Source organism: Prevotella intermedia ATCC 25611 = DSM 20706 (assembly GCF_001953955.1).
Taxonomy (GTDB): Bacteria; Bacteroidota; Bacteroidia; order Bacteroidales; family Bacteroidaceae; genus Prevotella; species Prevotella intermedia.
Map to the genome: position 1 here is coordinate 158,863 of NZ_CP019300.1, position 24,196 is coordinate 183,058.

Below are 24,196 nucleotides of genomic sequence, written 5' to 3' on the forward strand. Positions count from 1 at the left end.
TGACAATGAAAAAGTTAATCGCATCATGCTTGGTAGCTGTTTTTGCAATAACAGCCCATGCACAGAAGTTCGCACTCCTCGATATGGAGTATGTGCTTAGCAACGTTCCTGCCTACGAGCGTGCCAACGAGCAGTTGAACCAAGTCAGCAAGAAGTGGCAAGCAGAGGTGGAAGCCCTCAACACGGAGGCAGCCACGATGTACAAGAACTATCAGAACGAAGTTGTATTCCTCTCACAAGAGCAGAAAAAGAAGAAGCAAGAGGCTATCATGACAAAGGAAAAACAAGCTGCCGACCTGAAGCGCAAGTACTTTGGCCCTGAAGGCGAGCTGTTCAAGAAGCGCACCAGCCTCATCACCCCTATTCAAGACGAAATATACAACGCCGTCAAAGACATTGCCGACCAACGTGGCTACAGCCTCATCATCGACCGTTCGAGCAGTACTGCAGGCATCATCTATGGTTCGCCAAAGGTTGATATCAGCAACGAAGTATTGCAAAAGTTAGGCTACGGCAACCAATAACCGCTATGGCTGCAAAGCCGTAGAAGAGGAAATAGATAATAACAAACAGACAATTACAAACATTTAAAACAATAGAAAGAAAAATGAAAAAGCTTATTTTAATGTTGATGCTCTGTGCTCCTATGAGTTTGTTTGCACAGAAGTTCGGTCATCTCGATTCTCAGGCACTCTTGCAATCATTGCCAGAAGCTACCAACGTGCAGAAAGAACTTGAAGCTAAAGGCAAGGAATACGAGAAACAGCTCACCGATATGCAAGCAGAATTGCAGCGCAAGGCAGAGGAGTACGACAAGACCAAGAGTACAATGAACGCCACAAAGCAGGCTGAAACCGAGAAGGCACTTCAGGATATGTACACCAAGATTCAGCAAACTGCACAAGACAACCAAAAGGCTTTCAACGAACAGCAGCAGCAAAAGCTCGGCCCTGTACTCGACAAGGTACGCAGTGCCATCGAAGCAGTAGCAAAGAATGGCGGCTATGTCTACATTATGGAGAAGGTAGCAGGCCAGCCTCTCTATGTAAACGAGGCTATCAGCAAGGACATCACTGCTGAAGTGAAGGCACAACTTGCCAAGATGAAGTAACAGAAAACGAAACTCGGAGTGGCTCTAACAGCCATTCCCAACAATCCTAAGGGCGGGTGTCTTTCCCCCGTTAGCATTTCCCAACGCTGCAAAAGCGAACGGAAAGAGTAAGACCACCGCAAGAACAAACTTGTTGCGGTGGTCTTTTTTCATTTATCCCTGTAAGGATTAAAACTGATATATTATGATGAAGAAAACTTTCTTACTCCTCCTTCTTGCAGCCTTACCGCTTATGGTGAGCGCACAAAACGCAATGAAGTTTGCCTACTTCAACTACAACGAAGTATTGAAAGCTATGCCCGAATATACCGCAGCCACACACAAAGTCGATGAGCTACGGGCAAAATTCGATGCAGAAACAAAGCGTTCGGAAAACGATTTCCACACCAAATACGAGGACTTCCTTGAAGGTCAGCGCAACTTTGCACCCTCAATACTGAAGAAACGCCAAGCCGAACTGCAAGAAATATTAGACAAGAACATTGCCTTCAAGAAGGAAGCCGACCGCCTGATAGAGCAAGTCGAGCAGCAGGTGTACGCTCCCGTGCACGCCAAACTGAAAAAAACGATTGCCAAAATGGCGCAGGAGAGCGGCTACGCCTTCGTTCTCAACGCCGACAACAACGCTCTGCCATACGTGAACAATATGGTTGGCGAAGACATTACAACAGCTTTGAAAACAGCTTTACAATAAGTCTATGAACAATTTGCCACCACAAGCAGCAGGTCCGATAGGTGTCTTCGATTCGGGATATGGCGGTCTGACCATTCTGAAAGCCATTCGCGAACTGTTGCCACAATACGATTATGTTTATCTCGGCGACAATGCACGCGCGCCGTATGGCTCTCGTTCGTTCGATGTAGTCTACCAGTTCACGCGCCAAGCCGTGCTGAAACTCTTCGATATGGGTTGCCAATTGGTAATACTCGGTTGCAATACAGCATCGGCAAAAGCCCTTCGCAGCATTCAGCAGAACGATTTGCCCAATATCGACCCGCTCCGCCGTGTGCTCGGAGTTATCCGTCCTACTGCCGAGATAGCAGGCAAACTCACCGAAACCAAGCACATCGGCATTCTCGCTACACCGGGAACGATAAAAAGCGAAAGCTACAATATGGAGATAAACAAGCTGTGGCCCGACCTAAGTGTTACGGGGGTGGCTTGTCCGCTGTGGGTACCCATCGTTGAAAACAACGAGGCAGAAGGTGCAGGTGCCGACTATTTCGTAAAGAAACGCATCGATCACATCTTGTGGTTAGACCCCGACATCGACACACTCATACTGGGTTGCACCCACTACCCCATTCTTATGCCGAAGATAAAACAATACGTTCCCGACGGCATACAAATCGTATCGCAAGGCGAATATGTTGCCGACAGTCTGAAAGACTATCTTGCCCGCCACACCGATATGGACGCCCGCTGCACCAAAGACGGAACAGTGCGTTACTACACCACCGAGAACGCCGACAAGTTCAAGGAGGCTGCACGTATCTTCTGGGCAGAAAATATGAACGTAGAACACATAGATTTAGAGTGATAGCTGCATTTAGCTATCACTTTTTTTATGCCGCTGAAACAGAAAACAACAAAATACAGATTCTTCCAACAACATTTTTAAAGAGCTGTTATTGCTGTTCTCCCATACTTAAAACACAGCAATATTTCTTATCGTATAAGCAGGAAAAAGGCGGAAAACGTGTAAAGATTTATCACAGACGTAGCTATCGTGTAACCTCCTTGTTATCAACACTTTGCAAAACCTATTGTTTTGCGTTCCAAAAGCGGCTCTTTTACACGGTAAAAGCGTAGGTTTTGCGTTGTGAAACAGCCGCTTTCGCAACGCCAAAACGAAATTACCGTTTTTCAACGAAATTATCTTTACAAAATAAGGGCGATTTCCTTGTAAACCCACCTTATATTCGCTGCAAATATGCGGAAGGGTTGTAGGGGCGGAATTCATTCCGTTCCTCATTGCCAAGTTGCTGCTATCTTGGTGTTAGGAACGTGATAAAGCACGCCCCTAACTGCCATTGGTGATTGCAATCAATACGCTGCACTCGCCCTAAAAACTATGTTATTTGCGACCGAAGTCGGCAGGAATTTCTCCCCACTCTTTTGTTTCCCACTTTATAATGGGCGTGGTTACGATGTGGGTGCGCAGCCACTGCTCTGCCCGTGCTATGATATTGTGTAGCTCGGCGGTCTTTTCGTTATGCTCCAAAGTGGTTTTACACTTCTTTTTGTTCACCCACAAGATGGCATTGTACGAGTCGCTGTAGACGACCTTGTCCTTAATGCCTTGCTTTTCCATTAGTGCCAGCGCATGAACAATCGCCAGAAATTCGCCAATGTTGTTCGTTCCCATCGTCGGACCGAAATGAAAGATGCGCTGCCCCGTAGCAAGGTCGATGCACTGGTACTCCATTGGTCCCGGATTTCCCGAACACGCAGCATCTACCGCCCACGCATTTGCCTTTACACACAAGGGTAAAGGCAACACGGTATCGTGTCTGTTCTCAGGTGGGTTTTGTAGTTTCATCAGCTTATATATATAAATAAGGTGTAAACCAAAGGTTTTATGGAAGTGTATTTTTGCTCCTAACAGGGAGTTGGAAAGGTCTTACAAATCTTTCACATCATACCCTTCAGTTCTCAAGTCTTCGACTATGCTCTTCAATACCATTATTCCTAATTGCTCCCCAGCTTTATAAAGGTCTGTCGTTAGCGAAGGGGTTACTCTTGCAACTTTGCGCCCTAAGTCGGTTTCATAAAAGGCAATAAGTCCTTTTATATCCTCTAACGTATAATAACGCTCATAAAAGAGCGCATAGAGCCCCACTCCTCGTTTAACAAAAACTACTTGAAACTTGGCTTCCATCTTAGCAAACACATCGTCAGGAATACCTTTCAGAGCTTTTCTAAGATTGTTCATAATAAGTGGAAATTGCGCTTTCATTGCCGTTTTACTGCCCGACACCTCCATAAACTTATCCACAGCTTCTACAAAAGCTGTATCAGTGCCTTCTGGAACTTCTACACTTTGCGCATTCAAGCTGCAAGGAAAGGCTGTAAAAGAAACGAGAAGAAGGGTTAAAAATACTTTTTTCATAATTTCGTTATTGTTGTTTAGTGTGATAATAAATGGTTTTCAGTGTTTTAAAAGCCAGCATATTAATAGAGATTTCCCTCTCCGAAACGAGAGGGAAATAGGGATATGTTACATACGTTCTGGCACTTCGATGCCCAAAAGCTCCATACCGTTCTTGATTACTTTGGCTACATTCTGCGCCAAGACAAGGCGTGTAGTCTTTTCGTCTTCGGTGTCTGCGCTCAGAATACTGTAATCGTGGTAGAACTGGTTGAACTCTTTTGTAAGTTCGTAGCAGTAGTTCGCAATACCACTCGGGCTGTAATCGACGCCTGCCTGTGCTACGGCTGCACCAAAATCGTTCATCTTCTGAATGAGCGCAATCTCCTTTTCATTCATCGGAGCATTGTCGGCAACTGCCGTCGGAATAGCGATGCCTTGTGCAGCAGCCTTGCGGAGAATGCTGCGGATACGTGCGTAGGTATATTGAATGAACGGACCAGTGTTGCCATTGAAGTCGATTGACTCTTCCGGATTGAAGAGCATATTCTTTCGTGCATCTACTTTCAGAATGAAATACTTCAGCGCACCCAGACCCACGATGCGTGCAATTTCGTTCTTTTCCGCCTCAGTAATGTCTTCCAACTTGTTCACCTTGTCCTCGCTAAGCGCACGGGCGTTCTGTATCATCGAAGCTATAAGGTCGTCGGCATCTACCACTGTGCCCTCGCGGCTCTTCATCTTGCCGTTTGGAAGTTCCACCATACCGTAAGAGAAGTGCACCAAATCCTTGCCCCACTTGAAGCCGAGGCGGTCTAAAAGAATGGAAAGCACTTGGAAATGGTAGTTCTGCTCGTTGCCTACGACGTAAATCATCTTGTCGATAGGATAGTCCTTGAAGCGCATTTCGGCAGTTCCTATGTCCTGTGTCATATACACCGACGTGCCGTCGCTTCTCAAAAGTATCTTTTGGTCTAAGCCCTCGTTTGTCAGGTCAGCCCATACAGAGTTGTCGTCCTTTCGCACGAACAAGCCTTTCGCCAAACCTTCTTCCACCTTTTTCTTTCCTTCGAGGTAGGTTTTGCTTTCATAATATATCTTGTCGAAGCCTACACCGAGTGCCTTATAGGTTTCGTCGAAGCCTGCATATACCCAGTTGTTCATCTTTTCCCATAGCGCACGCACCTCTGGGTCGTTTGCTTCCCACTTCACGAGCATGGCGCGCGCCTCCTTCATCAGTACCGATTCTTGTTCAGCCTTAGCCTTTGCAGCCTCGTCGTCCAAGCCTTCGCCCTTGAATTGAGCCGTAAGTGCAGCGAGTTCTTCACGATAATGCTTGTCGAACGCTACATAGAAATCGCCGATAAGGTGGTCGCCCTTCTTTCCTGCCTGCTCTGGCGTGATGCCGTTGCCCCACTTCTGCCACGCAAGCATCGACTTACAAATGTGAATACCGCGGTCGTTCACGATGTTGGTCTTCACTACTTTGTAGCCGTTAGCCTCCATTATCTTCGACAACGACCAGCCTAAAAGGTTGTTGCGCACGTGCCCCAAGTGGAGCGGCTTGTTGGTGTTGGGCGACGAATACTCCACCATGGCGAGCGGACTGTCTGCCGTTACTTGCTGTTCGCCAAACTTCTCGTTGGCGTGAATATCGTTAAGAAGTCCTATCCACGCTGCAGGAGCAATGACAAGGTTCAAGAAACCCTTTACAACATTGAAGTCGGCAATCGCCTTGCAGTTTGCTTTCAGATATTCGCCCACTTCCTGTGCCGTTGCTTCGGGGCTTTTTCGAGAAGTCTTTAGCAATGGAAACGTTACCAACGTAAGGTTTCCTTCAAAGTTTGCCTTTGTCTTTTGCAACTGTATCATCTGTGCTGGAATCTCTGCACCGTACAGTTCTTTTACGGCTGCCAATGCCGCAGCGGTTATCTGGTCTTCTATCTTCATATCGTTTGTTTATTTATATTTGGGTGCAAAGGTACTAAAAACTTTGTAACTTTTGGCAACCAACACCTTATATATAATAAGCCGTATTCTAAAAAATCCAATATAGTTACAAAGTATATCTGCTGAATTTGGTTCACGAAAGGAAAGGTCTGGCAAATTATTTACACGTAAATAAATATTTTTCTACACGTAAGTAAGAATTTCTTTACACGTAAATAAATATTTCTCTACGTGTTGAAAAATCGGCTGTGTGCGTAAATAACCGAAAAAAGGTTGGAAACCGAACGAGGATTCCAACCTTTTTCGTATGGCGATAATGCGCTGTCGGAGTTTCTGCAAGGCTATTCCAACAGTTTGCTTATTTGGCTTTGCACCTTTTCGGCAGGCACTACGTGCAGCCCACTCTTGTCTAATTCCACCAACAAATCGGCAATGCGGAGGACTAATTCCAAATCGTGTGTGGAAAGAAACACCACCTTGTCGGTTTCCTTTGCCAAGCGATGAAGCAGTTGCAGCATTTCCACCTTCGACGGAAAGTCCAAGAACGACGTGGGTTCGTCTAACAAAATGATGGGCGTTTGCTGCGCCAACGCTTTCGCAATCATTACTTTCTGTCGTTCGCCGTCGGACAATGTCTGCACCATTCTGCCTTTCAGATGGTTGATACCCACCATATTGATGGCTTCAGCCACAATTTTTCGGTCGTCGGCGTTGAGCTTTCCCCAGAAGCCCGTGTAGGGCATACGCCCCATTCCCACCATTTCGGCAACGCTAAGGTTCTGCACATCGGTCTTGTAGGTGAGCACGATGCTGATGTACTTCGCACGTTCGCGCTGCGAAAGCAAGTCGATGTCGCGCCCATCGAGCAGAAGCCGTCCGCCGAGTTTGGGCAGAAAGCCTGTCAATGTCTTCAGCAAGGTAGACTTGCCGATGCCGTTCGAACCTATCAGACAGGTAAGCTCGCCACTCTTTATTTCTACATTTATGTCGGTTACTACGGGCGAAAAGCCTTTGTAACCCACCGATAGCTGTTCAAGCGTTATTTTCATTGGTTCAAGAAACGTTACGATTGGTTTGCCTACTCGTGCAAGATGCTGTGCAACTTGGCTATTTTCGTCTTTCTTTCAATCGAGTAAACGCTTTGTTTTTCGTCTACGTATGCAAACAACAGATAGGCTTTTTCGAGCAACATATTGCGCAAAGGGTTTGCTTTGTAGCTGCCTTCGGCATATAGAAGTTCAGCCACCATTTCCAAACGGTCTATTCTTTCCTCGTCGTTCCATTCGTTGGCAGCATAACCGATTAGCTCGTCCACACTCATATTGCGCACGAGCGTGTAGTCGCCAACATACTGGCGATACAGTTCTCGCAGGCTGTCGTCGCGCTCGTCTTCCTTTTTCTTCAACATAACGGCAAGCGCGGCTGCAAACTCTTCTATCAATCGAATGAAATAATCCTGTCGTATCATAACTTTATCTGTAAAAGCATAAACTTACGACAAAGGTAATAAAAGTTTTAAGAACTGAAAGTAGTTCCCCGTGGTTTTGTTTCTACGACGTATATTTGGCTTACTGAAAACCGAATGCAAATGCGCTTACGCAGAAACGACAGTGGCGGTTGAAACTGAAAAAACAATCGTTTTATCTACATTTTAACATTAATCTTATGCAATTTGTGCGTAAAAAAGCTATCTTTGTAGCAATTTCAATGATTATCAACACGCAAAACAGACTTTTAGAATATAGATTATGAGTGCGATTATTGCTATTATCCCGATTGTTTTGCTCTTCGTTCTGATGTTAGGATTGAAGATGGCAGGGCACAAGAGTGCGTTCTTTACGTTGCTTGTTACCATTGCGCTGGCACTTTTCGTTGCGCCCGCTATGGGCTTTGTGCCGAAAGACTTCACGTTTGCGGGCGTGGGTTGGGCTGTCGTGGAAGGCGTGCTGAAAGCGGTGTTCCCTATTCTCATCATCATCTTGATGGCGATTTTCAGTTACAATGTATTGGTGGAGAGCAAGGAAATAGAAGTGATAAAGAACCAGTTCACATCTTTTTCCGACGACAAGGGCGTAACGGTGCTTATGCTCGTGTGGGGCTTTGGCGGACTGCTTGAAGGTATGGCAGGCTTTGGAACGGCGGTTGCCATTCCTGCAGCTATCCTTATTTCGTTGGGCTACAAACCTGTATTCTCGGCTCTTGTGGCACTGATAGCCAACACGGTGCCTACGGGATTTGGTGCCGTGGGCGTGCCTGTGATTACGCTTTGCAACGAGGTGGCAGCAGGAGGCGTGGCTTCGCCCGAACTCATACGCGAGGTTTCGACTTACTGCGTGGTTCAGCTTTCGCCATTGTTCATCATCTTGCCATTCATTATTCTGACGCTTACAAACCGCAGCCGAAGTGCCATTGGGCGCAATTTGCTTATTTCGCTGTGGGTGGGCGGTATCTCGTTGGCTACGCAATATGTTGTTGCAATGTTCCTCGGAGCCGAAACGCCTGCCATTATCGGCAGTGTGGCAGCCATCATAGCCTTGCTGGTTTACAGCAAACTCTTTGCACCGAAGAAGGATAATGGCAACGTGAAGCACTACACGGCAGCCGAAACCTTCCGTGCGTGGAGCGTTTACTTCTTCATATTGCTGTTCATCTTGCTGTCAGGGCCATTGTTTCCCGACATCAACAGTTTCTTGAAGTCGCACCTTGTATCGCGTGTGGCATTGCCTATCTATGCCGACGGCACTACTTTCAACTTCGGTTGGATTAGCAACGCAGGACTTATGCTGCTCTTGGGTACCGTGATTGGCGGACTGATACAAGGCGTGTCGCCTCGCAAACTTTTGGTTATCTTGGCTCGTACTACGGTAAACCTGCGCAAAACCGTCATTACCATCATCAGTTTGGTTTCTTTGGCATCGGTAATGAACTATGCGGGTATGATAGTTGTCATTGCTTCAGCCCTCGCAGCGGTTACGGGGCAGCTCTATCCTGTATTTGCACCACTCATCGGGGCTATCGGAACGTTTGTAACGGGCAGCGATACATCGTCCAACATCTTGTTTGCCAAACTGCAAGCCAACGTTGCCCATCAACTGAATTACAGCAATTCGGACTGGCTTGTGGCAGCAAACACTACGGGAGCAACGGGCGGTAAGATGATTTCGCCGCAGAGCATAGCAATTGCAACAGCCGCCTGCGATATGCAGGGACGCGACGGCGAGATTTTAAAGGCAGCTATTCCGTATGCCATTGCATACATTGCGATAGGCGGTCTGATGGTGCTCTTGGCTGCCTGATGCGCACTGCAACGACACAGAATCACGCACTGGGAGAAGCGCATTATACACGCCGACACGATAACACGGGAAAGAGATAGACATTAGTCTTTTTCAAATATGACGTCATATTCGCGCAAATATGACGTCATATTTGGCAAAAAATGACGTCATATTTTTCTGAGCATCTACTTTGCAAGATGTTTTTAAGGTTTATACTATAATAAGTAATGTGTAAATACTTGCTATTCTGCCAACAAATACGTACCTTTGCACGCTGAAAAAACAAGAAGGAAAGTTAATGAAAAAACTCTATATAGAGACATACGGCTGCCAGATGAATGTGGCAGACTCGGAAGTTGTTGCTTCCGTTATGAAGATGGCAGGATACGATGCGTGTGAGAACGAAGACGAGGCTGACGCTATTTTCCTCAATACTTGCTCCATACGAGAAAACGCAGAAAACAAGATTTACAACCGTTTGGAAACTCTTTACGCCGAAAAGAAGAAAGGCAGAGAAGTCATTCTCGGCGTGTTGGGGTGTATGGCAGAGCGTGTTCGCAAGGATTTGATTGACAATCACCACGCCAATCTTGTATGCGGACCCGACTCGTATCTGAACTTGCCCGAGATGATAGCACGCTGCGAAAACGGACACAACGCAATGGACGTAGACCTTTCTACCACCGAAACCTACCGCGACATCGTGCCACAGCGCATTGGCGGCAACCGTGTATCGGGCTTCGTGAGCATTATGCGTGGCTGCAACAACTTCTGCCACTATTGCATCGTGCCGTTTACACGAGGCAGGGAACGTTCGCGCGACGTGGAAAGCATATTGCGTGAGGTGAAAGACTTGCACGACAGAGGCTTCAAGGAGGTTACACTGTTAGGTCAGAACGTAAATTCCTACGGACTATTGCCAAACGGAAAACGCCCGGAAAACGGAACATCGTTTGCCGAACTGCTGCGTAAGGTGGCACAAAGCGTACCCGATATGCGTGTGCGCTTCTCTACTTCCAATCCCGAAGATATGACGGAGGATATTCTGCACGCAGTAGCCGACGAGCCAAACCTTTGCAACCATATCCATTTCCCTGCACAAAGCGGCAGCAACACCGTGCTGAAGAATATGAACCGCAAGTACACTCGTGAAGACTACTTGGAGAAAGTGGCAGCCATTCGCCGAATTATTCCGAACTGCGGACTCACAACCGACATCTTTGTGGGCTATCACAACGAAACGTTGGAAGACCAAGAACTCACACTATCGCTGGTTCGTGAATGCCAATTCGACTCTGCCTTTATGTTCAAATATTCAGAACGACCCGGAACCTACGCAGCAAAGCATTTGCCCGACAACATTTCGGAAGAGGAAAAGGTACGCCGTCTGAATGAGCTCATAAAACTTCAGACCGAGATTTCGGCTATTCAGAACAAGAAAGACGAAGGAAAAGAGTTCGATGTGCTAATTGAACGCTTCAGCAAACGCAGCCGCGAGCAGCTTATGGGACGCACCGAGCAAAACAAAGCCGTTATTATTCCACGCGGCAACCACCATATAGGCGACACCGTACGAGTGCGCATAACAGGCTCAAGTTCGGCTACGCTCATTGGAGAAGTAGTGGAATAAGGTTGCAGGTCTTCACTTAAACGTACAACTTTGTAAGTTATGAAAGAATTTCTCCAAATATTGCGCAGGTTTGTTCCACCTTATAAGAAGTATCTTGTATGGTCGGTTACCTTCAATATCCTATCTGCTTTACTGAACATCTTCTCGTTTGCGGCACTCATTCCGTTGCTCCAGATACTGTTTAAAGTAAACACAGGCATCAAGGCAACGCAGGTTATGGCGTGGAGCGATGGCTCTTTTAAAGATGTTTTGGCAAACAACGCCGACTACTACACGCAAATGTTCATCGCAGATTGGGGGCCAACGACGACATTGCTTATCATCGGCTTGATAATGGGCTTTATGACTTTCCTGAAAACAGGTGCTTATTTCCTGTCTTCAGCTTCTATTATTCCAGTCAGAACGGGTGTCGTCCGCGACATTCGCAATCAGCTTTACCAGAAGATAACATCGCTTTCGCTTGGCTTTTTCAGCGAAGAGAGAAAGGGAGATATTATTGCAAGAATGAGCGGTGATGTGCAGGAAGTAGACACTTCCGTAATGTCTTCGCTCGATTTGCTGTTCAAAAATCCAATCCTCGTATTGATTTACTTCATTACTTTGATGGTTATTTCGTGGCAACTGACGATTTTTACCTTGCTTTTCGTTCCTCTCTTTGCCTCGTTTATGGGCATTGTGGGCAGGAAATTAAAGCAAAGCAGCATTACGGCACAAGCCCTTTGGAGCGATACGATGAGCCAAGTAGAAGAGACTTTGGGCGGTTTGCGCATCATCAAAGCTTTCTGTGCAGAGGGCATGATGAACCAAAGGTTTCATAAAATAAACTCTATGTACCGCAACGACATTATGCGCGTGAACATTCGACAGCAGATGGCGCACCCCATGAGCGAATTTCTTGGCACCATTATGATTATCGTTGTGCTGTGGTTTGGCGGTACGCTCGTATTGGGAGAGTCTCCTGTCATAAGCGGTCCTACCTTTATTTACTATCTTGTTATTCTGTATAGCATTCTCAATCCGCTGAAAGAAATATCAAAAGCGGGCTACAACATCGCAAAAGGATTGGCTTCGATGGAGCGAATTGACAAGATATTGATGGCAGAAAATACAATAAAAGAAGTGGAAGAACCGAAGCATATTGAGGTTTTCAACCACCAAATAGAGTTCCGTAACGTCAGCTTTGCATACGATACGATTATAAAAGAAGACGGAACAACAGAGCCAAAGTGGGTTTTGCGTAACATTAATTTGATTATTCCGAAAGGCAAAACCATTGCACTTGTTGGACAAAGTGGTAGCGGAAAGTCTACATTGCTCGACCTTATTCCTCGCTATTACGATGTGCAAGAAGGCGAAATACTAATTGACGGCATCAATATAAAAGAACTCGGGCTACACGATTTGCGCCACCTTATCGGCAATGTGAACCAAGAAGCCATTCTTTTTAACGATACATTCAAGAACAACATCTCTTTCGGAGTGGCGGCTGACGACAACGGAATCGTTGAGGCTGCGAAGATTGCAAACGCCCACGACTTTATTTCGCAGACTGAAAAAGGCTACGAAACAAACATTGGCGACCGTGGTGGCAGACTGTCTGGCGGACAACGGCAGCGTGTCAGCATTGCCCGCGCCATTCTAAAGAACCCTCCTATCCTTATTCTTGACGAGGCAACGTCGGCTCTCGACACCGAAAGCGAACGTCTGGTGCAAGACGCACTCTACAAATTAATGAAGACGCGCACGACAATTGCAGTGGCACACCGCCTTTCAACCATTAAAAACTCCGACGAAATATGCGTTATGCACGAAGGAGAAATCGTGGAAAGAGGTACACACGACGAGTTAATGCAGCTCAACGGATATTACAAAAAGCTGCACGATATGCAAGAAATATAATTCAATGACAGCGTCAAACAAAAAAGTATGCCAACACAACATTTACAACCATTGCTCTCTTTGGTTGCAAATGTTGTGTTGGCATATTTGGTTTATCTCGTTGCCCGCGTGGCTTACCTGCTTGAAAACTATTCTTTCTTCAAAGAGGGGCTGAACTTTGGGCATTTGATGAGAATGTTCCGAGGCGGCTTAATGTTCGACACCACAGCCCTTGTGTACAGCAACGCACTCTACATTCTGCTGATGCTATTCCCGCTTTGGCTAAAAGAAACAGACGCTTATCATCGTTTCTGCCGTTGGTTATTCGTCGTCGTGAATGCCATTGGCTTGTTCTTAAACCTCTGCGACGCCGTCTATTTCCCCTTTACGCTGCGCCGAACCACAACAAGTGTATTCCGAGAGTTCGACAACGAGAACAATTTAGGAGGCATTTTCACCACAGAAGTTGTGAACCATTGGTATTTCGTGTTGCTTTTCATAGTCGTAGTGTGGGGTATGTACAAGCTTTACAGAATGCCAAAGAGCAACGCTTCCAACTTCAATACGCCTCAAAAGAAGTGGCAATTTGCAGGAATCAACTTCCTATCGTTGGCACTTGCCGCTGTCATTTGTGTGGGCGGAGCACGTGGCGGACTGCAAAGTGGTGTGCGTCCTATTACGATTAGCAATGCCAACGAATATGTGAAACGCCCCATCGAGTGCGCTTTGGTACTGAATACGCCTTTCGCACTGATGCGAACCATCGGCAAAAGCATTTTCAAAGTGCCTGCAACCTTTGCTTCTCTCGATGCATCTGCAAAGTTCTTCAATCCCATTCATACGCCCAATGCAGAAGTAAAAGCCAACAAAAAGAATGTTGTCATACTGATTGTTGAAAGTTTTGGACGCGAATATATCGGTGCTTACAACACACAACTCGAAGGCGGACGCTACAAAGGCTATACGCCAAACGTAGATAAACTTATCAAGGAAAGCACCGTTTTTGAGTATTCGTATGCCAACGGACACAAGAGCATCGACGGAATGCCTTCTTCCTTGTGCGGTATTCCGATGTTCATAGAACCTTTCATACTGACTCCCGCCTCTATGAACGACTACACAGGCATTCCCGGACATCTTTCAAAGTGGGGCTATCAAACAGCTTTCTTCCACGGAGCTAACCGCGGTTCAATGGGTTTCCTTGCCTTTGCCAACAAGATAGGCTTTCAAAAATACTATGGCAGACAGGATTATGCGCAGGACAAACGCTTTGGCGGCGATGCCGACTTCGATGGAAACTGGGGCATTTGGGACGAACCTTTCCTGCAATACTATTGCGCAAAGATGGGCGAAATGAAGCAACCGTTTATGACGGCTTTGTTTACAGTCTCAAGTCATCACCCCTTTGTCGTGCCAGACAAATACAAAGACCAATTCAAAGGCGGTCAGCTGCCTATCCACAAATGCATTCGTTACACCGATATGGCTATCGGCCGTTTCTTTGAAAGTGCCCGAAAGCAACCTTGGTTCAAGAATACCATCTTTATATTAGTAAGCGACCACACCAACCAAAGCAACCACCAACAATACAAAACCGACATTGGCGAATTCAGCGCACCCTTCATTCTCTACGACCCATCGGGCGAAATAAAACCCGAAAAGCGTGCCGGCATCGCACAGCAAACAGACATTATGCCGACCGTCTTTGGCATTTTAGGCTACAACAAGCCTTATCTTTCGTTTGGTTGCGACCTTCTCAACACGCCACCGCAGCAGACTTACGCGCTCAACTATATCAACGGAGTGTACCAATACACGAAGAACGGCTACACAATGCAGTTCGACGGCAACCGAGTAACAGGCATTTATAGTCTGAAAGACCTGCTTATGCAGCACAATCTCGTAGGCAAAATACCCGAACAAGCACAGATGGAACGCGAATTAAAGGCAATTATTTATCAGTATATGTACCGTATGGTAAACAATAAACTTAGGTAAGCACTGTGTTGGTGGGGATTTTCCACAAGAAAACATACTGTATAAAGAACTATCATTAAGCTCTATGGATTATATAAGAACAAGGCAGATAAAGTAATCTTTATCTGCCTTGTTCTTTTTAATAGCTTCTCTAATTTGTAAAGATAATTCTCTTAAAAAGTGATAGCTGCACTTTGACATTGCGAAAGCGGTTCATCGCATAATTGCGTTGGTTTCATCATATAATCCGAGCAAGATTAACTCGAAGTATTTCTCATCTCTAAATCCATATGCCTTTCTCTTTATCATTTTTATCTTATTGTTTATTCCTTCGACTCTTGCATTGGATATTTGGTAATCATACCATGCTGATATTCCAGTTCTTCTGGCCATGAGTGAAGCCGCAGCCTTCTTGAAACAATAGAGCTTACTCTCTTGTGCCTGTCTGCACCAATACTCTAATTGTCTCAGAGCCTCTTCCTTGTTTTTCTGCATCCATATCTGATCTATGTCCTCATACAGGTAATATGCAGTGGCTAAGGGTTTGTTTGTTTCTAATATATTATCCAATCTCTTCTTATACTTCTTGTCTGATTTTTCAGGTTCCTTCCTCAGCAGTATCCATCTATTACCTTTTATGACCTTCCTCTGTTCCATATCAGTGGTTTGCTTATATACGGAGCGTCTGGTCTTGTCCATCGCTTGAGCTACGAGCTGTACGATATGGAACCTATCATATACATGTATCGCGTCGGGAGCATTTTGCCCTACTGAGGAAATGAATGCGGCGGAGAGGTCTGAGCTTACAACTTCTATCTTTACTTTCAATCTCTTTACTCTCCTCCAGAATTTTGCCAAGGCCTCCTTTGACCTCCCATTGCCTACATATACTATACGTCCTGTTTCGTGGTCAACGACTATTGTCTTATAAATCTGACCCTTATGGACAGCGAACTCGTCTATGCCTATGCATCTTAATCCTTTCAGATTGGGATTGCGGTAGTGTTTGTGCAGATGAGCCTTGTGGATATCTTTTACAACATGCCAGTTTATCCTCAGATGCCTTGCCACCGCACTGATTGTAAGACCAAGGCGTAAAAGGTCCAGGATATAAGCCTGAAACTTCTTTGTATAACTTGCCTCTCCGTTGGTAAACGGTATTCTGGACTGAAAGACATGGTGACAATTCTTGCATTGGTAACGCTGAAGGGTCAAATGAAGTATCGTAGGAGTTGAGCCTACTGGTAAAGCACGGATATCACGATGGACCTTTCCGTATTTGATTAGTTTACGGCTACGACAATTAGGACAATGACAAAATCCTTTGGGATTATAGAATAAGTTTAAAAATAATCGCTTATCTTTGTAGACAGAACCGCTGAAGGTATAGTCCTTGACACCCTGAAGATGGTTTAATAGGCTTGCATTCATTTCTTGATAGGTTGGTCTCTACAAAGATATGAAATGTGAGTCTATTTTATGTGATAATCTAAACAAACCAACGCAATTATGCGATGAACCGCGAAAGCGGCTCTTTTGCGCTGCAAAACCTACGCTTTTACCGTGCAAAACAGCCGCTTTTGGAATGCAAAACAATAGGTTTTATAAAGCGTTGATAATAAGGTTGTTATATAATTATTATACTTATGAAAAATATTTACACATATAAATGCTCTTGTTGGCGGATTTACAATGGGGCGTAAGCGTTTTATTGGTTCAACCAGTTTTACGTTTGCTGAGCACCAAAATAAGCACAGCGACAATGATAAGCACAAAGCCAACAACGATAGGAAGCGTGAGTGGTTCGCCGAAAAGAAGTATGCCCACGCACATAGCTGTCATAGGTTCGAATACTCCAAGCACAGCTGCCATGGTGCTGCTTATCTGCTTTAGCGAGATAATAAGCGTTACGTTGCTTATGGCAGTGGGTACCAAGCCCAATAAAAACAAATTGATGAGCTGACTATTGGTGTCTATCGGGTCTATACGCCCTCGTGTAAAGGTGCCATAGAGTGCCAGAATGAGCATCGCAAAGAAAAATATGTAGAATGTAAGCTTGAGCGATGGCATCTTACGGATACGCATTCGGGGGAAGGCTACCATATAAACGGCATAGAGAAAACCCGAAGCGAGGAGCAAGAACAAACCAGTAAAGCCCTCCATGCCGCCTCCACCGTCGAGTATTCCCGAAAGAAAGAACACGCCAGCAACCGCTATGGCAATGGAGATAGCTGTAGTTGCCGATAGTCGTTCGTGCAGAAACACCACCGAGAGCAGGCAAGTCCATACGGGATAAGAGAATAATAGCGTGGTAGCAATGCCGCTTGCCATATAGTTATAGCCCTCTATAAGGGCGATAGACGATGCAGCGTACGCAGAAGAAAGGAACAATATGCGCAAGAAATCGCCAAAAGCAAGCCACATTCTGGTGCGATGAAACATAAGCATACCTAACATAGCGAGGCAGCCAAAAGCGTAACGATAAATCAAAACGGACGTAGAGTGCATACCTGTGGCAAGCACGGGAACGGCGAACAGGGGGATTAATCCAAACGTAATGCCCGAGATACTGGCATTGAAAAAACCTTTTATTGTAGACGACATCTAATGATTTGTTATAATGGAGATATACGGCAGTTTGCCATAGTGCCTTCGTCTTGGCGTAGCACTAACTTTCTTCACTCCTTAATGGTGCGTGTATGCTATTTTACTTTTTGTGTATATCGTAAGCCAACATCTGCCTATAGGTCGTGTCAGGCATTGGGATAAGTGTTAGAAATGCTCGATAATATTGTATCTTTGCAGCATTTTGCGTGTGCAAAGTTACGAAGATGCTTTGCAATAACCTTGAAACGAGTGCCTGATTTTGGTATTATTAACGGCAAAAAAGCAGAATAAGGTGAAGAAAAACAGAAAAAATGGAGCTTACAAAGATAAATAATAGAATTTATGAAAATAAAATAAGGTTATATCAAAGCAAATAAGTACATTTGCAGTCGTATACTTTTGTTTGACAACGTACAAGGTAAGCGCGCCTATGCATACGTATTAACAAACAGAAAAACAGATGAATATCAAGAATAAAATACTTTACGGAATAGCATACGGCTTTTGGTTTATCCTCTCGCTGTTGCCATTCCGTTTTCTTTTTTTATTGTCCGACTGTCTCTACTTCCTTGTTTCAAAGGTGGTGAAATATCGCCATAAGGTTATTTGGAAGAATCTGAAAGAGAGCTTTCCCAATAAAACAGAAGCCGAATTGCGTACCATTGAAAAAGGCTTTTACCATTGGTTCTGCGATTATATCGTAGAAACCATCAAGCTAATGACGATGTCGCCCGATGCCCTGCGCAAGCGAATGAAGTTCACGGGCATGGAGAAATTCAACGAAGTGCTGAACAACGGCGGTTCGTGTGCCGTGTACTTGGGGCACTATTGCAACTGGGAATGGATAACCTCGCTGCCCCATTGGATTCCCAAACACGCACAATGCTGCGAACTCTACCACCCCTTAGAGAACGAACCGTTAGACCATTTGTTCAAGAAAGTGCGCGAACGACAAAACGCTCTTTGCATTCCGATGCAGGAATCGCTACGCAAAATCATCGGTTTCAAGCACAACAGCAAGTCGATTGTCGTAGGTTACATTGCCGACCAGACGCCGCTTTGGTGGAACATACACCATTGGATAGACTTTCTGCATCACGATACGCCTGTGCTCACAGGTGCCGAACGCATTGTCCGACACACCAACCAAGTCTGCTTCTACGGCTATATGCGCCGCCCAAAGCGTGGCTACTATGAGTGCGAAATGCAGCTTATGACCGAAACACCTACCGAAGCAGCCGAGTTTGAGATTACCGATACCTACTTCCGAATGCTCGAAGAAAACATAAAGAACACTCCCGCCTACTACCTATGGAGCCACAACCGCTGGAAAAGAACTCGCGAAGAGTTCAACGAAAAGTGGGAAGTAGTAGACGGAAAAGTACTGAGAAAGAAACAAAAAGATTAATTTACACCATTTTAAAACAACAATGAACATACCACAAGCAAAGGACGAAAAACGCATAAGTCTTGAAGAGACGAAAGAAATGCAACACATTATCTTAGGCATACTGAAAGCTATTGATAAGGTTTGCCGCGAACACAACCTGCAATACTTTATGATTGCAGGCACAATGCTTGGAGCGGTGCGCCACCACGGCTTCATTCCATGGGACGACGATGCCGATGTAGCTCTTCCACGCCACGACTACGAGGTGCTGTTGGCGCACGCCAACGAATGGTTGCCCGAAGAATACGAACTTGTAGACTACACGAAAGCAAACCATTACCCCTACCAATTCGCACGCATACAAGACAAGCGCACTACTTACATACTGCGTCGCAGCTTCAAATTCTTAGGTGGCATTCCCGTAGATGTGTTCCCTATCGACGGAATGACCGAGAACAAACTTGCCCGTAAGTACCATTATCTACGCTACGACTTCGTAAACAAACTGCTCTACTACTCGCAGCGCGACCCTTACAAGCACGGAAAAGGTATTGGTTGCCTGTTCTACAAAACCCTGCAAAAGATACTTTCACCACAGAAAATACATCGGGTGCTCACCAAAATACAGTCGGAATACTCGTATTCGGATAGCAAATTGGCAGCCGACCACGACAATCGCCCCGAACGAGGCATACTCCCCAAGGAGGTCTATGGTACGCCTACGCCCATTATGTTTGAGGGAATAGAGCTTATGGGAGTAGCCCAACCCGATGCCTACCTTTCTTATTGTTATGGCAACTATATGGAAATGCCGAAGGAAATACCGCCACAGAATTTCCGCTATATGGATATGAAGTCGCCCTACAAAGACTATAAAGGTTCTGTTTCGATGAAGAAAGCGTAAGCAAAATGCTCTTTTGTTTCATCGTTATTATGGTTCGACACAACTTTAATATTATAAAAGAGAATGCGGGATTGTCCTTCGATGGGCAGTCCCGCATTGTATTTTAAAGCAAGTTTTCCGATGCAGCAATGGCAGTTTATCACACTTGTTTTGTAAAGATAATTCTCTTAAAAAGTGATAACTGCGTTTTGACGTTGCGAAAGCGGCTGTTTTGCGATGCAAAACCTACGCTTTTACCGTGCAAAACAGCCGCTTTTGGAACGCAAAACAATAGGTTTTGCAACACGTTGATAGCAAAGTAGTTACACAATAGTTGCGCTTGTGAAAAATATTTACACGTTTTACATCTTTTCCCTACTGCATTTTCTTATAACAGTACAGTGGCTATCGCTTTATTTTTCCGAAGGTTTTAATGCTTGTGTACTTGCGCCAAAGGTTCAGTTTGCGCTGGCGTGGCACACCGTTGCGGGCTATGAAGTCGCGTGCAGCGTTTAGCATACGGTGCGCACACTGCCCATCGAGGTAAGGGTCGTAGTTGTCTATCACCCATTTGCGCAGGGCTGCAATCTCCTTATTCGTAAATACATCGTCGTAAGCATCGCACAGTTGCGAAGCATCGGTGATGTTCTTCCAATACAAATCCTTCGATATGGCATTGAGCGTTATAACTGGTTTATCCATCAAGAGTGCCTCGTAGATTGCCGAAGAGGTATCGCTCACCACCACATCAGCCATCAGCAGGTATTTTGTAAGGGCAAATTCACCTACCATTATAATGTTTTTGTGGCTGTCGGCAAGTGCTCGGCAGGCTTCCACCCATTCTGTTTTGGTCAGTGGGTGCAGCTTTATGATAACCAGAACAGGGCGTGTATCGGCAAGCTTGCGCAGGTCGTCGAGGATAAAAGGTATCGATGTCAGCTTGGGCGAGAACGTTGGTGCATAAACCACAATGCGCTCGCAAGCGTGCTCTTGCAGCAGTTCTGCCTTTTCGGTGTCGAAGTCGTGGCGATGCGCAAATATATAGTCTTGACGTGTCCACCCAGTTTCCACCACCGAGAAGTCGCCATACTTCTTTGCCAATGCAGAGAAATGACTTGTAAAATAGGCTCCTTGCGTGCAGTAAATATCGAAGTAACGGCGTATCACCCAATGGTCTTTCTTCTCCGCAGCATAGCCGTGGAATATCTGAATTTTCACCCCTGGCAAGTAGTAAGGCACGATATTCCCCGGCACATAGATGGCTTCAGGACTGAAATCGAAGCTCTCCTGTATGCTGTTTGTCCATTTCACACTGTCTTTTAATGGAAATTCGGGTATCTTTTCTTGGTGTACATACCACAACACATTGTTGCCGCCCTCTTTGTCGGCTTCGGTTTGGATAGGCTGCAGAATATCTACGGCATATTTGTTCTCACAAAATAGTAAAATGCGCATTGTTGTTATATTTTTATGCAAAGATAGTTTAATTCAACGACAAAGCGAAAAAAAAGCTGTAACTTTGCATATTATATATGATAATAACACGGTTATGAATATGCTTAATTTCACAGTAGGCCCCGTAATGTCGGCTGATGCAGTAAGAGAAATAGGTGCAGAGCAAGTGCCATATTTCCGCACCTCTGAGTTCTCCGCTACGATGAAGGAGAACGAACAACTTATGAAAGAGTTTGCAAAAGCAGACGACGATGCCCGCGTGGTATTCATAACAGGTTCGGGAACGGCTTCCATGGAGGCGTCTGTAATGAACCTTCTTACCACCGACGACAAAGTCTTGGTGGTAAACGGTGGTAGTTTCGGACAACGGTTTGTAGATTTGTGCGAACTCTACGCCATTCCACACACCGTAATCAAGATGGAAACAGGACAGCAAATCACTGCCGAAATGCTCGAACAGTACGACGGACAGGGCTACACAGCCTTTCTTGTGAATGTTGGCGAGACCTCTACGGGCGTGCATTATGACATTGATTTAATCAGCAAATTCTGCCGTCGCAACAACCTTTTCCTACTTGTCGATGCCATAAGCTCCTTCCTTGCCGACGAGTTTGATATGAAACGATTGGGTGCCGACGTTATGATTACAGGCTCGCAGAAGGCCTTAGCCTGTCCTCCGGGTATCTCTGTCATCGTTCTTTCGCCACGAGCTATCGAGCGTATAGAGTGCAACGACGTCCGTTGTATGTACTTAAACCTAAAAGATGCACTGCGTAATGGCGAACGTGGACAAACACCTTACACTCCTGCCGTGGGCATATTGCTGCAAATTCACTGCCGTCTGAAGGAGATAGAGCGCAATGGCGGTGTTGCAGCCGAAATAGAACGAACCCGCAATTTGGCTATGGACTTCCGCCAGAAAATAGCCCATCTGCCCTTGGAACCTATCACACAATCGCCCTCAAATGCCGTAACCTCGTTGCACCCGCTGAACAATTCGGCATTCAGCATATTTGAAACGCTGAAAGACGAGTATGGTATTTGGATTTGTCCGAACGGCGGCGATATGCGCGATACGGTGTTCCGTGTAGGACACATTGGCGCACTGACGCCCGCAGACAACTCTACTCTCGTGGCAGCCTTCGACGAATTACATAAAATTGGCAAACTTTAAACAACTATGAAAAAGGTTATTACCTACGGAACTTACGACTTATTGCACAAAGGACACGTGCGTTTATTGGAGCGGGCAAAGGTTTTGGGCGACTACCTGATAGTGGGTGTAACGGCCGATACCTTCGACCGTGAACGCGGAAAGATAAACGTTCAGCAATCGCTTGTGGAGCGAATAGAAAACGTAAGGTCCACTGGCTTGGCTGACGAGATTGTCATTGAGGAGTACGAAGGACAGAAAATAGACGACATAAAGCGTATGAACGTCGATATTTTCACCGTAGGTTCAGACTGGCGGGGCAAGTTCGACTACCTCTCCGAATACTGCGAGGTGGTTTATCTCGAAAGAACAAAGGGCATTTCCAGCACCGAACTGCGCTCAGACCTACGCGAAATACGCATCGGACTGGTTGGCGAATCGCCCATTATCAACAAATTCGTACACGAAAGCAAGTTTGTAAACGGCATAAACATCAGCGGTGTCTACACCGAAAGCGACCGAAAACTTGGCAATCTGCGCGATGTAGTACAACTGTTTACCCACACTTACACCGAGTTGCTCGAAGTTTCAGATGCCGTTTACATCATTTCGCACCCAGAAAAGCATTATGCACACATAAAGGAAGCATTGCTGTCGGGGAAGCACGTGCTATGCGAGTCGCCCATTTCGCTCAACAACGAAGAGTGGAAAGAGCTCAACAGCATTGCAGACGAGCGGGGACTCATCTTGATGGACTCTATAAAAACGGCTTATTCTATGGCATACGACCGCTTATGCCTGCTTGCAAAGAGTGGGAAAATAGGCAAGATATACTCCATCGACGCCACTTGCACGAGCCTTTCTCACTACAACACCGAGAATAAAGACGAACTACCATATACGTGGAACAGCTTTTGTGCGTGGGCACCGACATCGCTTCTGCCCATCTTCCAACTATTGGGAACCGACTATACCGACAAAACCATCTGCACGCACCTTATAGACGATGCGCCAAACTTCGATACTTTCACTAAAATATCGTTCATTTATCCCCACGCAGTGGCATCGTTGAAGGTCGGACAAGGCATAAAATCGGAGGGCGAACTCGTTATTTCGGGCACAGAAGGCTACATCTACGTGCCTGCTCCGTGGTGGAAAACCGACTATTTCGAAGTGCGTCGAGAGAACCCAAGCGACAACAAACGCTACTTCTACCAGCTTGACGGCGAAGGCATTCGCTACGAACTGCTCACCTTCATCAAGTCTATTCAGAGCCAGCGCAACCTTTCTTACGTCAGCAAAGACGTGTCGGAAGCCATCGCCAGCATCACTGCCGACTTCTACCAACGCAAAGATACGGTGCTGATATAATGCTCGTTGGTTGTAAAACCATAGGCAAGAAATGCACGATAACAGTATAAATATTTTTCACAGACATATCTGTTATGTAACTACTTCGTTATCAACGTGTTGTAAAACCTATTGTTTTGCATTCCAAAAGCGGCTGTTTTGCACGGTAAAAGCGTAGGTTTTGCATCGCAAAAGAGCCGCTTTCGCAACGTCAAAGCGCAGTTATCACTTTTTAACAGAATTATCTTTACAAAAACAAAGCAGTTTCTTTGTAAAACCACTCTATGTGTACTGCGAATATGCGGACGTGTTGTTGGGGCGCAATTTATCACGTTCCTCTTATCCACGCTGCTCTTTTTCGGTGTTAGGAACGTGATAAATCACGCCCTTACACGTACAAAAAGCTCTTTTTCCATATATCTTTGCCCCTGCCATAAGTGGC

At 45.6% G+C, this 24,196-nt stretch carries 20 protein-coding genes; 12 read left to right on the forward strand and 8 right to left on the reverse strand.

Annotated features, from left to right (window positions below; all coding sequences use genetic code 11):
• The first annotated feature begins 5 nt into the window (after positions 1–5).
• The 4 genes from BWX39_RS00675 to murI all read left to right on the forward strand — a co-directional run bounded on the left by BWX39_RS00675 (position 6) and on the right by murI (position 2,652).
• A complete protein-coding gene (locus tag BWX39_RS00675) occupies positions 6–524 on the forward strand; it encodes an OmpH/Skp family outer membrane protein (protein ID WP_028905892.1) in 519 nt (172 codons plus the stop codon).
• Positions 525–607: 83 nt separating this feature from the next.
• A complete protein-coding gene (locus tag BWX39_RS00680; protein WP_028905891.1) occupies positions 608–1,111 on the forward strand; it encodes an OmpH/Skp family outer membrane protein in 504 nt (167 codons plus the stop codon).
• Positions 1,112–1,295: 184 nt separating this feature from the next.
• On the forward strand, positions 1,296–1,805 hold the full coding sequence (locus BWX39_RS00685) for an OmpH family outer membrane protein (RefSeq protein WP_036860717.1): 510 nt from the start codon (positions 1,296–1,298) through the stop codon (positions 1,803–1,805).
• Between the two features lie 4 nt (positions 1,806–1,809).
• On the forward strand, positions 1,810–2,652 hold the full coding sequence (gene murI / locus BWX39_RS00690) for a glutamate racemase (RefSeq protein ID WP_028905889.1): 843 nt from the start codon (positions 1,810–1,812) through the stop codon (positions 2,650–2,652).
• A gap of 537 nt (positions 2,653–3,189) precedes the next feature.
• Here murI and BWX39_RS00695 read toward each other — a convergent pair.
• The 5 genes from BWX39_RS00695 to BWX39_RS00715 form a co-directional block, all read right to left on the reverse strand.
• Positions 3,190–3,654, reverse strand: a complete 465-nt coding sequence (locus BWX39_RS00695; protein ID WP_028905888.1) for an RNase H family protein — start codon at positions 3,652–3,654, stop codon at positions 3,190–3,192.
• An 81-nt stretch (positions 3,655–3,735) separates the two neighbouring features.
• Positions 3,736–4,224: a DUF2059 domain-containing protein gene (locus tag BWX39_RS00700; RefSeq protein WP_028905887.1), complete on the reverse strand. Its 489-nt coding sequence runs from the start codon at positions 4,222–4,224 to the stop codon at positions 3,736–3,738.
• 108 nt (positions 4,225–4,332) lie between these two features.
• The gene (gene argS, locus BWX39_RS00705) at positions 4,333–6,153 is read right to left on the reverse strand and encodes an arginine--tRNA ligase (protein ID WP_028905886.1); all 1,821 of its coding nucleotides are present in this window, start codon (positions 6,151–6,153) and stop codon (positions 4,333–4,335) included.
• A 341-nt stretch (positions 6,154–6,494) separates the two neighbouring features.
• Entirely contained in the window at positions 6,495–7,202 is a 708-nt protein-coding gene (locus BWX39_RS00710) for an ABC transporter ATP-binding protein (protein WP_028905885.1), read from the reverse strand.
• Positions 7,203–7,231: 29 nt separating this feature from the next.
• Positions 7,232–7,621, reverse strand: coding sequence for a hypothetical protein (locus BWX39_RS00715; protein ID WP_028905884.1), 390 nt, complete (start codon positions 7,619–7,621; stop codon positions 7,232–7,234).
• Positions 7,622–7,901: 280 nt separating this feature from the next.
• Between BWX39_RS00715 and BWX39_RS00720 the strand changes: the two genes are divergently transcribed.
• The 4 genes from BWX39_RS00720 (at position 7,902) to BWX39_RS00735 (ending at position 14,937) form a co-directional block, all read left to right on the forward strand.
• Positions 7,902–9,449 (forward strand): L-lactate permease, encoded by a 1,548-nt coding sequence (locus BWX39_RS00720; RefSeq protein WP_028905883.1) that lies wholly within the window; start codon positions 7,902–7,904, stop codon positions 9,447–9,449.
• Positions 9,450–9,729: 280 nt separating this feature from the next.
• Complete coding sequence (gene miaB / locus BWX39_RS00725; protein ID WP_028905882.1) at positions 9,730–11,061, forward strand: tRNA (N6-isopentenyl adenosine(37)-C2)-methylthiotransferase MiaB; 1,332 nt, start codon at positions 9,730–9,732, stop codon at positions 11,059–11,061.
• Positions 11,062–11,100: 39 nt separating this feature from the next.
• Entirely contained in the window at positions 11,101–12,960 is a 1,860-nt protein-coding gene (locus BWX39_RS00730; protein WP_028905881.1) for an ABC transporter ATP-binding protein, read from the forward strand.
• Positions 12,961–12,987: 27 nt separating this feature from the next.
• A complete protein-coding gene (locus tag BWX39_RS00735; RefSeq protein WP_028905880.1) occupies positions 12,988–14,937 on the forward strand; it encodes an LTA synthase family protein in 1,950 nt (649 codons plus the stop codon).
• A gap of 192 nt (positions 14,938–15,129) precedes the next feature.
• On the opposite strand, the gene BWX39_RS00740 is transcribed toward BWX39_RS00735, so the two are convergent.
• Together BWX39_RS00740 and BWX39_RS00750 are read right to left on the reverse strand one after the other, a co-directional pair.
• The gene (locus BWX39_RS00740) at positions 15,130–16,347 is read right to left on the reverse strand and encodes an ISL3 family transposase (RefSeq protein ID WP_076123142.1); all 1,218 of its coding nucleotides are present in this window, start codon (positions 16,345–16,347) and stop codon (positions 15,130–15,132) included.
• Between the two features lie 285 nt (positions 16,348–16,632).
• Positions 16,633–17,520 (reverse strand): DMT family transporter, encoded by an 888-nt coding sequence (locus BWX39_RS00750; protein ID WP_028905475.1) that lies wholly within the window; start codon positions 17,518–17,520, stop codon positions 16,633–16,635.
• A 463-nt stretch (positions 17,521–17,983) separates the two neighbouring features.
• Here BWX39_RS00750 and BWX39_RS00760 point away from each other — a divergent pair, with 463 nt between their 5' ends.
• Positions 17,984–18,931 carry a lysophospholipid acyltransferase family protein gene (locus BWX39_RS00760; protein ID WP_028905476.1) on the forward strand — a complete coding sequence of 316 codons (948 nt, stop codon included), beginning with the start codon at positions 17,984–17,986 and terminating at the stop codon, positions 18,929–18,931.
• Positions 18,932–18,953: 22 nt separating this feature from the next.
• On the forward strand, positions 18,954–19,817 hold the full coding sequence (locus BWX39_RS00765) for a LicD family protein (protein WP_036860533.1): 864 nt from the start codon (positions 18,954–18,956) through the stop codon (positions 19,815–19,817).
• A gap of 384 nt (positions 19,818–20,201) precedes the next feature.
• On the opposite strand, the gene BWX39_RS00770 is transcribed toward BWX39_RS00765, so the two are convergent.
• Complete coding sequence (locus BWX39_RS00770; protein ID WP_028905478.1) at positions 20,202–21,251, reverse strand: CDP-glycerol glycerophosphotransferase family protein; 1,050 nt, start codon at positions 21,249–21,251, stop codon at positions 20,202–20,204.
• 94 nt (positions 21,252–21,345) lie between these two features.
• Between BWX39_RS00770 and BWX39_RS00775 the strand changes: the two genes are divergently transcribed.
• Positions 21,346–22,425 carry a pyridoxal-phosphate-dependent aminotransferase family protein gene (locus BWX39_RS00775; protein ID WP_172460530.1) on the forward strand — a complete coding sequence of 360 codons (1,080 nt, stop codon included), beginning with the start codon at positions 21,346–21,348 and terminating at the stop codon, positions 22,423–22,425.
• A gap of 6 nt (positions 22,426–22,431) precedes the next feature.
• A complete protein-coding gene (locus BWX39_RS00780; RefSeq protein ID WP_028905480.1) occupies positions 22,432–23,775 on the forward strand; it encodes an adenylyltransferase/cytidyltransferase family protein in 1,344 nt (447 codons plus the stop codon).
• Positions 23,776–24,196: the final 421 nt, after the last annotated feature.

What these genes read in the sequence shown, in the direction of transcription:
- BWX39_RS00675 (WP_028905892.1), top strand. Translation starts at nt 6, where the DNA reads ATGAAAAAGTTAATCGCATCATGCTTGGTAGCTGTTTTTGCAATAACA.
- BWX39_RS00680 (WP_028905891.1), top strand. Translation starts at nt 608, where the DNA reads ATGAAAAAGCTTATTTTAATGTTGATGCTCTGTGCTCCTATGAGTTTG.
- BWX39_RS00685 (WP_036860717.1), top strand. Translation starts at nt 1,296, where the DNA reads ATGATGAAGAAAACTTTCTTACTCCTCCTTCTTGCAGCCTTACCGCTT.
- murI (WP_028905889.1), top strand. Translation starts at nt 1,810, where the DNA reads ATGAACAATTTGCCACCACAAGCAGCAGGTCCGATAGGTGTCTTCGAT.
- BWX39_RS00695 (WP_028905888.1), bottom strand. Translation starts at nt 3,654, where the DNA reads ATGAAACTACAAAACCCACCTGAGAACAGACACGATACCGTGTTGCCT.
- BWX39_RS00700 (WP_028905887.1), bottom strand. Translation starts at nt 4,224, where the DNA reads ATGAAAAAAGTATTTTTAACCCTTCTTCTCGTTTCTTTTACAGCCTTT.
- argS (WP_028905886.1), bottom strand. Translation starts at nt 6,153, where the DNA reads ATGAAGATAGAAGACCAGATAACCGCTGCGGCATTGGCAGCCGTAAAA.
- BWX39_RS00710 (WP_028905885.1), bottom strand. Translation starts at nt 7,202, where the DNA reads ATGAAAATAACGCTTGAACAGCTATCGGTGGGTTACAAAGGCTTTTCG.
- BWX39_RS00715 (WP_028905884.1), bottom strand. Translation starts at nt 7,621, where the DNA reads ATGATACGACAGGATTATTTCATTCGATTGATAGAAGAGTTTGCAGCC.
- BWX39_RS00720 (WP_028905883.1), top strand. Translation starts at nt 7,902, where the DNA reads ATGAGTGCGATTATTGCTATTATCCCGATTGTTTTGCTCTTCGTTCTG.
- miaB (WP_028905882.1), top strand. Translation starts at nt 9,730, where the DNA reads ATGAAAAAACTCTATATAGAGACATACGGCTGCCAGATGAATGTGGCA.
- BWX39_RS00730 (WP_028905881.1), top strand. Translation starts at nt 11,101, where the DNA reads ATGAAAGAATTTCTCCAAATATTGCGCAGGTTTGTTCCACCTTATAAG.
- BWX39_RS00735 (WP_028905880.1), top strand. Translation starts at nt 12,988, where the DNA reads ATGCCAACACAACATTTACAACCATTGCTCTCTTTGGTTGCAAATGTT.
- BWX39_RS00740 (WP_076123142.1), bottom strand. Translation starts at nt 16,347, where the DNA reads ATGAATGCAAGCCTATTAAACCATCTTCAGGGTGTCAAGGACTATACC.
- BWX39_RS00750 (WP_028905475.1), bottom strand. Translation starts at nt 17,520, where the DNA reads ATGTCGTCTACAATAAAAGGTTTTTTCAATGCCAGTATCTCGGGCATT.
- BWX39_RS00760 (WP_028905476.1), top strand. Translation starts at nt 17,984, where the DNA reads ATGAATATCAAGAATAAAATACTTTACGGAATAGCATACGGCTTTTGG.
- BWX39_RS00765 (WP_036860533.1), top strand. Translation starts at nt 18,954, where the DNA reads ATGAACATACCACAAGCAAAGGACGAAAAACGCATAAGTCTTGAAGAG.
- BWX39_RS00770 (WP_028905478.1), bottom strand. Translation starts at nt 21,251, where the DNA reads ATGCGCATTTTACTATTTTGTGAGAACAAATATGCCGTAGATATTCTG.
- BWX39_RS00775 (WP_172460530.1), top strand. Translation starts at nt 21,346, where the DNA reads ATGAATATGCTTAATTTCACAGTAGGCCCCGTAATGTCGGCTGATGCA.
- BWX39_RS00780 (WP_028905480.1), top strand. Translation starts at nt 22,432, where the DNA reads ATGAAAAAGGTTATTACCTACGGAACTTACGACTTATTGCACAAAGGA.